12 protein-coding genes and 1 pseudogene are annotated in these 12,682 nt (G+C 65.3%); 10 read left to right on the top strand and 3 right to left on the bottom strand.

The window, feature by feature from the left end; translation table 11 throughout:
• Positions 1-27 precede the first annotated feature (27 nt).
• On the bottom strand, positions 28-1,092 hold the full coding sequence (locus AC1Q7F_RS16925) for an aspartate-semialdehyde dehydrogenase (RefSeq protein WP_492508920.1): 1,065 nt from the start codon (positions 1,090-1,092) through the stop codon (positions 28-30).
• A gap of 360 nt (positions 1,093-1,452) precedes the next feature.
• Here AC1Q7F_RS16925 and AC1Q7F_RS16920 point away from each other — a divergent pair, with 360 nt between their 5' ends.
• Complete coding sequence (locus tag AC1Q7F_RS16920; protein WP_492508918.1) at positions 1,453-1,812, top strand: hypothetical protein; 360 nt, start codon at positions 1,453-1,455, stop codon at positions 1,810-1,812.
• An 80-nt stretch (positions 1,813-1,892) separates the two neighbouring features.
• Here AC1Q7F_RS16920 and AC1Q7F_RS16915 read toward each other — a convergent pair whose 3' ends face one another.
• Positions 1,893-2,072 carry a DUF3553 domain-containing protein gene (locus tag AC1Q7F_RS16915; RefSeq protein ID WP_492508916.1) on the bottom strand — a complete coding sequence of 60 codons (180 nt, stop codon included), beginning with the start codon at positions 2,070-2,072 and terminating at the stop codon, positions 1,893-1,895.
• A gap of 123 nt (positions 2,073-2,195) precedes the next feature.
• On the opposite strand from AC1Q7F_RS16915, the gene AC1Q7F_RS16910 reads away from it, so the two are divergent.
• The 7 genes and pseudogenes from AC1Q7F_RS16910 to AC1Q7F_RS16880 form a co-directional block, all read left to right on the top strand.
• A complete protein-coding gene (locus tag AC1Q7F_RS16910) occupies positions 2,196-2,813 on the top strand; it encodes a histidine phosphotransferase family protein (RefSeq protein ID WP_492508914.1) in 618 nt (205 codons plus the stop codon).
• A 309-nt stretch (positions 2,814-3,122) separates the two neighbouring features.
• Positions 3,123-5,828: a hybrid sensor histidine kinase/response regulator gene (locus tag AC1Q7F_RS16905; RefSeq protein ID WP_492508912.1), complete on the top strand. Its 2,706-nt coding sequence runs from the start codon at positions 3,123-3,125 to the stop codon at positions 5,826-5,828.
• Positions 5,825-6,322, top strand: a complete 498-nt coding sequence (locus AC1Q7F_RS16900; RefSeq protein WP_492508910.1) for a chemotaxis protein CheW — start codon at positions 5,825-5,827, stop codon at positions 6,320-6,322. Before AC1Q7F_RS16905 ends, AC1Q7F_RS16900 begins: the two co-directional genes overlap by 4 nt.
• A 27-nt stretch (positions 6,323-6,349) precedes the next feature.
• Positions 6,350-6,715 carry a response regulator gene (locus tag AC1Q7F_RS16895; RefSeq protein WP_094457562.1) on the top strand — a complete coding sequence of 122 codons (366 nt, stop codon included), beginning with the start codon at positions 6,350-6,352 and terminating at the stop codon, positions 6,713-6,715.
• 21 nt (positions 6,716-6,736) lie between these two features.
• The gene (locus AC1Q7F_RS16890; RefSeq protein ID WP_492508908.1) at positions 6,737-7,954 is read left to right on the top strand and encodes a protein-glutamate methylesterase/protein-glutamine glutaminase; all 1,218 of its coding nucleotides are present in this window, start codon (positions 6,737-6,739) and stop codon (positions 7,952-7,954) included.
• A complete protein-coding gene (locus AC1Q7F_RS16885; protein WP_492508906.1) occupies positions 7,951-8,763 on the top strand; it encodes a CheR family methyltransferase in 813 nt (270 codons plus the stop codon). Before AC1Q7F_RS16890 ends, AC1Q7F_RS16885 begins: the two co-directional genes overlap by 4 nt.
• A 1-nt stretch (position 8,764) precedes the next feature.
• Positions 8,765-8,990: pseudogene (locus tag AC1Q7F_RS16880) on the top strand (DUF3703 domain-containing protein); the annotation flags it as partial.
• A gap of 87 nt (positions 8,991-9,077) precedes the next feature.
• On the opposite strand, the gene AC1Q7F_RS16875 reads toward AC1Q7F_RS16880, so the two are convergent.
• Entirely contained in the window at positions 9,078-9,980 is a 903-nt protein-coding gene (locus tag AC1Q7F_RS16875) for a LysR substrate-binding domain-containing protein (RefSeq protein ID WP_492508904.1), read from the bottom strand.
• A 132-nt stretch (positions 9,981-10,112) separates the two neighbouring features.
• Here AC1Q7F_RS16875 and AC1Q7F_RS16870 point away from each other — a divergent pair, with 132 nt between their 5' ends.
• On the top strand, positions 10,113-11,375 hold the full coding sequence (locus AC1Q7F_RS16870) for a lipase family protein (protein WP_492508902.1): 1,263 nt from the start codon (positions 10,113-10,115) through the stop codon (positions 11,373-11,375).
• 120 nt (positions 11,376-11,495) lie between these two features.
• On the top strand, positions 11,496-12,674 hold the full coding sequence (metC, locus tag AC1Q7F_RS16865) for a cystathionine beta-lyase (RefSeq protein ID WP_492508900.1): 1,179 nt from the start codon (positions 11,496-11,498) through the stop codon (positions 12,672-12,674).
• The last annotated feature ends 8 nt before the right edge of the window (positions 12,675-12,682 follow it).

Genomic DNA, 12,682 nt, shown 5'->3' with positions numbered 1-12,682 from the left:
GACCTACGGTAGTGATACGGGTACCCTTTACCCCACCAGCCTTTGCAGGATCTGCACAGCGTTCAACGCCGCGCCCTTCAGCAACTGGTCGCCGGCCAGGAACAGGGCGATGGAGCGGCCGGTGGGGTCGCCGACATCGCGGCGGATGCGGCCGACCAGCACGTCGCCCTGGCCGGACGCTTCGTTCGGCATGGGGAAATGGTTGCCCTCGATATTCTCCACGATGCGCACGCCGGGCGCCTCGCGCAGGATGGTGCGGACCTGTTCGGGGGTTACCACATCCTCGAACTCCACCGTCACGGCCATGGAATGGGCGCGCAGCACGGGCACGCGGACACAGGTGATGCTGATATGCAGGTCCGGACGGCGCATGATCTTGCGCGTCTCCTCGATCACCTTCTCCTCCTCGCCATTATAGCCCGTCTCCGGATTGATGGCGGCATTGTGGGAGAAGACATTGAAGGCGTAGGGGTGGGGCAGCACGCGCGGCGCATAATGTTCGCCGGCCAGATAGGCTGCGGTGGCGGCGCGCAGCTCCTCCATGGCGGCAGCACCGGCGCCGCTGGCCGCCTGGTAGGTGGCGACGTTCAGGCGGCGGATCTTGTGGGCCGCATCCAGCGGGGCCAGGGGCACGGTGGCGATGATGGCCACGCAATTGGGATTGGCGATGATGCCGGGCCGGGCCGGGATCACGTCCGGGTTCACTTCCGGCACGACCAGCGGAATGGCGTCATCCATGCGGAAGGCGGATGAATTGTCGATGACGACGGCACCGGCGGCCACGGCCTTGGGCGCATATTCCTTCGACACGCCGCTGCCGGCGGAGAACAGGGCATAATCGATGCCCTGGAAGCTGTCGTCGCCCAGTTCCTCGATCACCAGGGTGCCGCCGGCGAACGGTACGGCATGGCCGGCCGAGCGCCTGGAGGCCAGCAGGCGTACCTGGGCCAGGTTGAGGCCAGCCTTTTCCAGGCATTCGCGGATTTCCACGCCCACGGCACCGGTGGCACCGACGACGGCAACGGAAATGGGCCGGCCGGCGGACTGGTTGGAAGCGGCGTTCAGGTTTTCGGGGGCAACGCGGATATTCATGGACCCTGTTCCTCTGTCATCTCTTGCCGGAGACAGGGTCTGGTCCACCTTTGGCCGCCCCATCCGTTTCCGGCGGGGCATCTGGCTTCTGTCGTTCGCGTCAAACCGCGCGCATGACCAGAAGCCCGCCCCGCAGGGTGGTCTTTTTAGTCATGGTGGTAGTGGTCTGGGTGCAGATCGACATGGGCGTGACCATGCCGATGGCGGGGGGACCTGTAAAGCCCGTCGGATACGATATCGGCGCGCGGCGGGGCTTCGTTGTCCGCATGACAAAGCGTTTCCAGACTATGTGTTGCGTATTCTCGCGGACGGTGGGACTATATAGACGAGTGTGACTGTACCTGAAGGGTCCGCGTTTAAATGTCCGTGGAATTGAACGATCCCAAGACGTTGGAAGCAATCGGGATTCTGGCCGGCGCCCTTGATGACATCACGGGGCCGGAGCGGCTGGAATGCCTGATGGCGGCCAATGCGTTGCGGCAGGTCGTGGAAACCCGCTCGGAGAATGCCCTGGTCTTCGCCCAGCAGGCCTTTGAGTCCCTGGACGAAGATGTGCGCCGCCGCGTGGAGACCGATGCCACGACGACAGCCGTCAAGGTGGTGGAGCAGGCGAACAAGAAGCCCAACCCCCGCATGGTCCGGGCCCAGCGGCCCAAGCCGGGCGGCAGCTTCCTGGATGCGCTGAATGGCGGTCAGTTGAAGACCGAACGCAAATGGTAATGGGTCTGTAGCAAGGCCCGACGGGACCTGCCGACATGTGTGCCCAAGGCGCTCCGGACGGGGCGCCTTTTTGTTGTCGCCTATTCTTCGTCCGGATCGACGATGGTCAGCGATACGGCGGCGGCGTTGATCAGCAGCTTGCCGGCATGTTCGAAATTCACCGTCACGCGCGGCCCCACCACCGACTGCACCTGGCCCAGGCCCCAGTCGGGCTGGGACGGATGGCGAACGAAAATGCCGGGCGCCAGGAAATCGGACATCTCTTTGGTTTCCACTCCAGTGACCACGCCCTATCCTAGCCGCCTGTGACACGGCACGCCATCCCTGGCCGGCCCCCGACCGGGGCCAAACGGGATGGCGCGCCCCAGTGCCGGGGATGCAGGATGACATTGGGAATTCGGGCAGTGGAGCTTCTATGCTCCCGCCTCTGCCACGATCTGGTGGGCCCCATCGGGGCTGTCAATAATGGCGTTGAATTGTTGGACGAAGGCGGGGACATGGGCGGAGAGGCCCTGGACCTGATCGCCGACAGCGCGGAGACGGCATCGGCCCGCCTGCGGCTCTACCGCGTGGCGCTGGGAGCGGCCGGCGGTCAATCGCTGACCGTCGGCGATGCGCGGGCCGTGCTGGAGGGTTGGTTCCGTGGCGGCAAGGTACGGCTGGATTGGAATGCGGCACCCGTCGACCCGCCACCGGGGCTGCTGAAGGCAGCGTTGCTGGCGGCGCTGCTGGCGGAGGAGACGTTGCCGCGTGGCGGTACCGTACAGGTGGCGGGCGGTGATGCCGGTCTTGCCGTCACCGCATCGGGTGCCGGTTGTGCGCTGCGGCCGGAGATGGGGCCCGCCCTGGCCGGACAGGTGGCGGAGGCCGACCTGGGCCCACGGTCGGTGCTGTCGCACGCGGCGCCTCGCATCGCAGCGGCCTATGGCCTGTCGCTCGTCGTGGAGCATGCGGGGGGAACGGGAGAGGTGCGGCTGCGAATCCAGCCCGCCGGTGCCTGATCGGCCGACGGAATCAGGAAGGATGATGCTGCCGCGCAACTGTTCAACCACTCCGAGAGCGGAAGCTGGGTCATACTTTGCCATTGCGGCAGATCAAGATGGTCGGACCTAACCGAAAAGAGGTAATGTTCCCCTTGCCAAAGGCCTGTCCGACAGGCCATCAATTCCCTGGTGCCTGAACGAATTTAACCGAATTCCGAGACTCTTCATTTGGCCGACGGGCGGCCGGGCGCGTACAAGGGTGCTTCACAGGACTGAAGACCGGTGTATGACGCGGAAACTGGGTTTTCCCGAAACGGGGCGTGGACCATGGATGATCTGCTGAGTGAATTCCTCACTGAGACCAATGAGAACCTCGCCGTCCTCGACGTCGAGCTGGTAAAGCTGGAGCAGAACCCCAACGATCCGGGGCTGCTGTCGAACATCTTCCGTCTGGTTCATACCATCAAGGGCACCTGCGGCTTCCTGGGTCTGCCCCGGCTGGAGTCGGTGGCGCATGCCGGCGAGAACGTGCTGGGCAAGTTCCGCGACGGTGAGCTGCATGTCTCCCCCTACGCCGTGTCGCTGATCCTCGAATCGCTGGATACGATCAAGGGCATCCTGTCCGTCCTGGAGGCGACCGAGGCGGAGCCGCCCGGCGGCGATCAGGACCTGATCGACCGGCTGAACGCCATGGCTGACGGCAAGGAGCTGCCCAAGGCTGCCGCGGCACCCGCCCCGGCGCCGGCAGCCCCGCCGCCGCCCGAGAATGATCCCGACGAGCTGTTCACGCCGGTTCCGGCGCATCTGACCCACACGCTGGCCCCGGCATCGCCGCCTCCACCACCGCCGCCGCCTCCGCCCGCTGCCGTGGTCAAGGCCGCCGAGCCGCCGGCCCCGGTCGAGGTCGCCCCTCCGCCGCCGCCGCCACCGCCGCGCACCGAGCCGCAGGACGATGTCCGTGGCGAGTCCAAGGAAAGCGCGCTGGCCCAGCAGACCATCCGCGTGCATGTGGACCTGCTGGAAAACCTGATGACCATGGTGTCGGAGCTGGTGCTGACCCGCAACCAGCTGCTTCAGATCCTGCGCTCGCAGAAGGACAGCGAGTTCGCGGCACCCTTGCAGCGCCTGAACCATGTGACGTCGGAGCTGCAGGAAGGCGTCATGAAGACGCGCATGCAGCCCATCGGCAATGCCTGGGCCAAGCTGCCGCGCCTGGTCCGCGATCTCAGCCACGAACTTCACAAGAAGATCGAGCTGCAGATGCTGGGCGCCGAGACGGAACTGGACCGTCAGGTGCTGGAGCTGATCAAGGACCCGCTGACCCACATGGTCCGCAATTCCGGCGATCATGGACTGGAAACCCCGGCCGACCGTCTGGCCGCCGGCAAGGGCGAGACCGGACGTATCACGCTGAACGCCTATCATGAAGGCGGTCACATCATCATCGAGATCGCCGATGATGGTCGCGGTCTGGCCCTGTCGAAGATCAAGGCCAAGATCGTCCAGAACGGCCTGGCCAGCGAGTCCGAGCTGGCCCAGATGTCGGACCAGCAGATTCAGCAGTTCATCTTCAAGCCCGGCTTCTCCACCGCCGCCAAGGTCACCTCGGTGTCCGGCCGTGGCGTGGGCATGGACGTGGTGAAGACCAATATCGAGAAGATCGGCGGCACGATCGAGATGCGGTCGGTCGAGGGTCGCGGCACGACCTTCACCATCAAGATCCCGCTGACGCTGGCCATCGTGTCGGCCCTGATCGTGGAATGCGCGTCGGAACGGTTCGCCGTGCCGCAGATCAGCGTGATCGAGCTGGTGCGTGCCGCCAGCGACAGCGAGCACAAGATCGAGCGTATCAACGGCGCCCCGGTCCTGCGCCTGCGCAACCGCCTGCTGCCGCTGGTCAGCCTGCAGAACCTGCTGAAGCTGGGCGTGGCCGATGACGACGATAAGCGCGAGACCTTCATCGTCGTCAGTCAGGTCGGCAATTACACGTTCGGCATCATCGTCGACCGCGTCTTCGATACCGAGGAAATCGTGGTCAAGCCGGTGGCGCCGATCCTGCGCCATATTGAGCTGTTCTCGGGCAACACGATCCTGGGCGATGGCTCGGTGATCATGATCCTGGACCCCAACGGCATCGCCACCGCGTCCGGTTCCATGGGCAGTGCCGCCGACAATGCCGCCGCCGCCGCGCAGGAAGTGGCGAAGTCGTCGCGTCGCGAGGATGACAAGATGGCCCTGCTGCTGTTCAGCGCCGGGGAGGGCGGGCCGAAGGCGGTGCCGCTGTCGCTGGTCGCCCGCCTGGAGGATGTCGACCTCAATCAGGTCGAGCTGTCGAACGGCGAGCCGGTCGTGCAGTATCGTGGCCGCCTGATGCCGCTGGTGCCGATCGACCCGAACTGGAAGATCCAGCGCGACAAGCGCCAGCCGGTGGTGGTGTTCGCCGATGGCGACCGCTCCATGGGTCTGGTCGTGGACGAGATCGTCGATATCGTCGAAGATCGCCTGCAGGTCGAATTGGGCACGGAGCGCCAGGGCTTCCTGGGTTCCGCCATCATCGCCAACAAGGCAACCGACGTCATCGATGCCGGCTTCTACCTGACCCGCGCCTTCAAGGACTGGTTCGGCAACGCCCATGAAAGCTTCGAGGACGAGCGGCAGCATCGTGTGCTGCTGGTCGATGACAGCCCGTTCTTCCGCAACCTGCTGACGCCGCTGCTGACTGTTTCCGGCTACGACGTCACGGCGGTGGAGAGCGGTGACGAAGCGCTGGCGCTCAGCGAGTCGGGCGAAGATTTCGACGTCATCGTGTCGGATATCGAAATGCCCGGCATGAGTGGTCTGGAATTCGCCCAGGCGGTCCGGTCCAACGCCCGCTGGTCCACCACGCCGCTTGTGGCACTGTCCAGCCACGCCGCCCCGCGCGACCTGGAGCGGGGCCGTCAGGCCGGCTTCAACGACTATGTCGCCAAGTTCGATCGTGAAGCCCTGCTCTTCACGTTGCAGCAGACCATCACCGAGAAAGGTGCCGCATGAGTGCCCGTCTCCCCGCCGTCAAGAAGGCCGGTTCCTCCGAGATCGCTGTCGTGAAGAACGAGGATTTCGTCACGGCGACCATCGCGAACCAGCTGTTCGGCATCCCGGTCCTGCAGGTGCAGGACGTGCTGGGCCCGCAGAAGATCACCCGCATTCCGCTGGCCCCGCCGGAGGTTGCCGGTTCGCTGAACCTGCGCGGCCGCATCGTGACGGCCATCGATGTCCGCCTGCGCCTGGGCCTGCCGCCCCGGCCGGCTGATGGCAAGCCGGTGATGAGCATCGTCGTCGACCATAAGGGCGAGCTTTATTCGCTCATGGTTGATAATGTCGGTGAGGTGCTGTCGCTGTCGTCGAATGACTTCGAGCGCCATCCGGCAACCCTGGACCCGCGCTGGCGTGAGATTTCAACGGGCATCTATCGCCTAAAAGAAACGCTGCTTGTCGTTCTGGATGTCTCAAAGCTGCTGAACTTTGCTAACATCGAAGCGGCCTAACCCGCATCCGGCAATCGAGGTCCGTTGATGAAGTCCTGTCTGGTCGTCGATGACAGCCGCGTTGTCCGCAAGGTCGCGCGCAAGATCCTTGAAGAACTCGGTTTCTCCTGCGAGGAGGCCGAGGATGGCAAGCAGGCCATGGAGCTGTGCGCCAAGCGGATGCCCGACGCCATCCTGCTGGACTGGAACATGCCGGTCATGACCGGCATCGAATTCCTGCGTCGGCTGCGGAAGATGACCGGTGGCGAAAGCCCCCGCGTCGTCTTCTGCACGACGGAGAACGACCTGGCCCATATCCAGGAAGCCCTGTCGGCCGGCGCCAATGAATACATCATGAAGCCGTTCGACAGTGACATCATCCAAACCAAGTTCCAGCAGGTCGGCCTCCTCTGAGGCTGTCCGGGATTGCAGGCAATGAACGAGCTTCCCGGAAAGACGGCGCCGTCAGCAGCGCCGACCGGAACAGAACCTTACAGGGTCATGGTGGTGGATGACAGTGCCGTCATCCGCGGCCTGCTGACGCGTTCGCTGGAAGGCGATCCGGAAGTCAAGGTCGTTGCCTCCGTGGCCAACGGGCAGATGGCCATCAACACGTTGCAGCGTCAGAGCATCGACGTCATCGTGCTGGATATCGAGATGCCGGTGCTGGATGGCTTGTCGGCGCTGCCGCACCTGCTGGCCATCGATCCGCATGTGAAGATCGTCATGGCGTCGACCCTGACGGCCAAGAACGCGGATATCTCGCTGCGGGCGCTGAAGGCGGGGGCGGCTGATTACATCCCCAAACCGTCCTCCACGCGTGAGTTGACCAGTGCCGATGATTTCAAGCGCGAGTTGACGGGCAAGGTCAAGGCGCTGGCCATGGCGGCCCGACGGGCCGATCCGCGCAAGGGTGCGCCGTCTCCGACGCCTGCGCCGGGGGCGGGCACCATCGTGCGTCCCGTGGTGGCGCCCATCCCCAATGTGGCGCCCACCACCAGCTACACCCTGGCCACACCGATCCGGCCCAAGCCGGAGGCGGGACCGATCAGCCTGCGTGCGCTGCCCGAGTTCCGGCCCGACATCCTGGCCATCGGCAGTTCGACCGGCGGCCCGCAGGCGCTGTTCGAGGTGTTGAGCCACCTGAAGGACGTCAAGCAGCCGATCCTGATCACCCAGCATATGCCGGCGACCTTCACCACCATCCTGGCTGAGCATATCACCCGCCAGTGCGGCGTGCAGTGCGCGGAGGCCAAGGAGGGGGAGGTGATCGTGGGCGGCCGCGCCTATGTGGCGCCCGGTGACTTCCACATGCTGGTGGTCCAGAAGAATGGGCAGAACTGTCTGACCCTGACCAAGGACCCGCCGGAGAATTTCTGCCGGCCAGCCGTGGACCCGATGCTGCGCAGCATCGTGCGCGCCTATGGCAAGCGGGTGCTGGTCACCATCCTGACCGGCATGGGACATGACGGCCAGCGTGGTTCTGAAGTGGTGGTGGCCGCCGGCGGTGCCGTGCTGGGCCAGGATGAACCCTCCTCGGTTGTGTGGGGCATGCCGGGGGCGGTGGCGAATGCGGGGCTGTGCAGCGCCGTCTTGCCATTGAAGGAAATCGGGCCTTACATTCGCAAGATCGCATTGAGGCAGGCAGCATGAAGGTCGAAGACTTCGATATGTTCTGCACCATGCTGCGGCAGCGGTCGGGTCTGGTCCTGACCCCGGACAAGGCCTATCTGCTGGAAAGCCGGCTGATGCCGGTGGCGCGCAAATGGGGGCTGAAGGGTCTGGACGAACTGGCGTCGACCGTACGGGCCAAGCGGGACGAAGCGCTGCTGCGTGACATCACGGAAGCGATGACCACGAACGAGTCCTCGTTTTTCCGCGACCAGAAGCCGTTCGACCAGTTCAAGGCCGTGGTGCTGCCGCACCTGCTGGCCAACCGCGCCGCCAAGAAAAGTTTCCGCATCTGGTCCGCCGCCTGCTCGTCCGGTCAGGAAGCCTACTCGCTGGCCATGCTGCTGAACGAGGAAGGGGCCAAGCTGGCTGGTTGGCGGATCGAGATCGTGGGTACCGACCTGTCCGGCGAGATGGTCAACAAGGCCCGCGCCGGCCTTTATACCCAGTTCGAGGTGCAGCGCGGCCTGCCCATCACCATGCTGGTGAAGTATTTCAAGCAGGTGGGCGACAAGTGGCAGCTGAATGACGATATCCGGCAGCGGGTGCAGTACAAGGAATACAACCTGCTGACCGATCTGACCTCGCTGGGCCAGTTCGACGTCATCTTCTGCCGCAATGTGCTGATCTATTTCGACCAGCCGACCAAGGGCAAGGTCCTGGAATCCATGGCCAAGCTGCTGCCGCCCGACGGTATCCTCTATCTGGGCGGGGCGGAAACGGTGCTGGGCATCACTGAGAAGTTCAAGCCCATGGAAGGCCAGCGCGGCCTTTACATCCTGGCCAAGTGACATGCCGAACCCCGCCGCCTTGGTGGAGGAGTTGACCCTCTACCGCCAGGCGCGGGCGGACGGCGAATTGGCGTCGGCCTGGACGGCTCTGGACCGCGCCCATATCCTGGGGCAGATGGACTGCTACCAGCATGCCCGCGTGCACCTGCTGATGCTGGGCCTGGGCATAGATCGGGGGGCAATTGTTCCGCCTGCTGCTGGCGGTGCCCGGGTCGGTCACCGGCAAGGCGCCGCTGGGCAATAGCGGCCGGTCGGACATTTCCGCCTTCGCCCCGCGGCCTGTTAAGTCTCTCCGCGCCCACCAGTCGCTTGGGTCACCCCGCCCCCTGCATCGTCACCTTGTTGCGGAACGCCAGCAACTCCCCCACGAAGGCCTTCACCAGCTGCGCCTTCTGGGCGTCGGGGCGGAACAGCAGGTGGGATTTGAACTGCACGTCGGGCTTGAAGGGGCGGAAGATCAGGCCGCGTTGGGCGTAGCCGTCGGTGGCGGCCGGGTTGACGAGGCCGACGCCGACCCCTTCCAGGACCAGCGCGCAGATGGTGCCCGCACTGGGGGTTTCCACCACGATTTCCGGCCGGGCGCCCGCTTCGTCCAGGATGTCGGTGATGCGGTGGCGGGCGCGGTCTTCCGGCGCCAGCGCGATGAAGGGCACGCCGTGCAGGTCCGTGGGGGTGATCACCGGCTTGTCGGCCAGCAGGTGGCCGGCCGGGATGGCCAGGACGGCGGGAAAGCTGCCGAAGACGCGGTGGTCGACGCCGGACAGATCCACCTCGTCCGCAGCCAGGCCGATATCGAACTGCTGGTTGGCCACAAGGTCGCGCACGGCCGAGGATGACAGGACCTGCAGGGTGATGGCGATCTGCGGGTGTTTCTTGCGGAAGGCGTGGATGGCCTTGGGTACGACCGTGGTGCCAAACGCCGCCATGCTGGCGATGCGCAGGCTGCCCGAGCCGAAATCGCGGATGCGCGCGGCCGATGCCCGCAGCCGGTCCAGGCCCACGAAGCTGGCATTCACGTCGCGGAAGAACATCTGTCCCTCCGGCGTGGGCACAAGCCTGCCCTTCACCCGGTCGAACAGCGAAAAGCCCAGGCTTTCCTCCAGTTCCACCAGGGCCCGGCTGACCGCCGGCTGCGTGATGCGCAGCAATTCCGCCGCGCGCGAGGCTGACCCGCTGATCATCACGGCACGGAAAATCTCAAGCTGACGGAAATGCATGGGCGAGCCCGCCGAAGATAGAGATATCCATAACATTTGTGCATAGACTCAGCCTATCCGGTCAATTGAATTTGTACCCCTCGGCCTGCATGCTCCCCCATGACAAACAGATGACGGCGGGGGAGTGCCGCGATGAGCATGCGTAACGGGAAAGCCATGATGTCGGTGAAACGTGCGGTCCTGACCGGCCTGACGGCCATGTTGCTGGCCGGCGTCGCCATCGATGCCCAGGGACAGGCGGCGGCGGGATACGGCGATGGCCGTGTGTCCGGCTTTTATCGCTGGGACCAGGCCATCCCGAAGCCCGGCGCGCTGCTGCGGACCGAACCGTTGGACGCGACCGTCGGGCTGCCGGCCGCCGGGCGGCAACTGCGGCTGCTATACAGCTCTACCGACGGGGTGGACGGGGAGCGGCCGATCGTGGTGTCGGGGGCGCTGTTCCTGCCGGCCGGCGATCCGCCGGCGGGGGGATGGCCGCTGATCGCCTGGGCGCACGGCACCATGGGCGTCGCGGATTTCTGCGCCCCTTCCTGGCATGGCCGATCCTTCCGTGACGTCACCTTCCTCAATGACTGGCTGGCGCGGGGCTTCGCCGTCGTCGCCAGCGATTACCAGGGATTGGGCACGGCCGGCCCGCATCCCTATGTCATGGCGCGGCCGCTGGCCTATGGCGTGCTGGACGGCATCCGTGCGGTGCGCGGTCAGGCGGGCCTGTCCGACAAGGTGGCAATCATCGGTCAATCGCAGGGGGGGCGGGCGGCCTTCGCCGCCGGGGCCTATGCCAAGGCCTATGCGCCGGATCTGGATATTGCCGGGATCGTGGCCATGGGAACGCCTTATTCCCTGGGCGGCGCGCTTTCCAATGCCGCCAGTGCGCATGACGCCGACGAGGTCAACCCGGCCATCACCAACCTGCTCTACGGTATCCTGATGGCGGAGCAGATGGCGCCCGGTCTGAAGCCATCCGACATCCTGACCGACACGGCGCTGCCGCTGCTGGAGCATGCGCGCGGCACCTGCGTGGCGCGGCTGTGGAACGATGTCAGCGGCGCGGGGTTGAGCGCCGCCAACAGCATCCGGCCAGGGGGCATGAAAATTCTGACCGACATTGTCGGGACGCGCGCCGATTATCCGCAGTTGAAGCTGGAGGTACCGCTGTTCATGGCCATCGGCGGCATCGATGCGGAAGTGGCGCCGGCGTCGCAGCTGGCGCTGGCGCGCGATGCCTGCGCCGCCGGCACCCTGGTCGAAGCCCATCTTTACGAGGGGTTGAGCCATAGCGGCGCCGTCAACGCCTCCCTGCCGGACAGCCGGCAGTTCATCGACAAGGTTCTGCGCGGGCAGAAGGTGACGCCGGTCTGCGAACCGGCGCCGCAGGTCGTGGCCGACCGCTGACCTTCCCCCCCTCGCCGGGGCGGTCCCATAAGGTAAAGGCATAGACCGGTGCCGGATCGTCAATTGAATTTGTATCCCTGCGCCGACATGCTGATGTCATCAAACTTCACGAGGAACGTCATGCGCGACCTGTCCCGTTGCGTCATCCATCCCGCCGTCTCGCATGAGGGGTTCGCCAGCGTGGGCGTGCCCACCTATCGGGCATCAACTATCCTGTTCGATGACGCCAAGTCCTATACCAATCGTAAATACCGGGGGCCGGACGGCTATACCTACGGGCTGCACGGCACGCCGACCACCCGCACGCTGGAGGCGCAGCTGACGGCGCTGGAGCAGGGGGAGCGGACGGTGATCGTGCCGTCGGGCCAGGCGGCGATCACCATCGTCTTCCTGACCGTGCTGCTGCCGGGCGACCATGTGCTGATCCCGGACACGGCCTATCCGCCCTGCCGTGGCTTCTGCGAGAATTACCTGAAGCCGCGCGGCGTGGAATACACCGTCTACGATCCGCTGATCGGCGCGGGGATCGAAGCCCTGATCCAGGCCAACACCAAGCTGATCTGGATGGAGAGCCCCGGTTCCACGACGATGGAATTCCAGGATGTGCCGGCCATCGTCAAGGTGGCGTCGGCGCGCGGCATCCTGACCGGTTGCGACAATACCTGGGCCACGCCGCTACTGTTCAAGCCGCTTGCCCATGGTGTGGATTTCTCCAGTGAAGCCTTGTCCAAATATGTCGGCGGTCATTCCGACCTGCTGATGGGGTCGATCAGCGTCAAGGATGTGGCCCTGTTCCGGCGCCTGAAGGACACGATGCGGATGATCGGCATCGGCGTGTCGCCGGATGATTGCGGGCTGGCGCTGCGCGGGCTGGAGACGATGGGCGTGCGCATGCGCCATGCCGATGCGGTGGCCACCGACATCGCCCGCCGGCTGGTGGAACTGCCGGCGGTGGAGCGGGTGCTGCACCCGTCGCTGCCCACCTGTCCGGGGCATGAGATCTGGAAGCGCGACTTCGCCGGTGCGTCGGGCGTGTTCTCCGTGGTGCTGAAGCCGGCGGCCAATACGGTGATCGAGGATGCGTTCGGGGTTTTGAAGACGTTTGCCATCGGCGCGTCCTGGGGCGGCACCCGCAGCCTGATCGTGCCCATGGCCATCAAGGCCGACCGGGTGGCCACCGACTGGACCGACGAGGGCGTGATCCTGCGCATCTCTATCGGCATGGAGGACCCGCAGGATCTATGGGCCGATCTGGAGGCGCTGTTCGCGGCGTTGGCTGTGCCCGTTCTGGCCGGTTGAGCGGGGAG

The sequence above is a fragment of the Niveispirillum sp. GW835-FHT14G11 genome, from assembly GCF_058793615.1.
The sequence above is the reverse complement of the archived record's forward strand: the minus strand, read 5'-3'. Positions and strand labels throughout refer to the sequence as shown.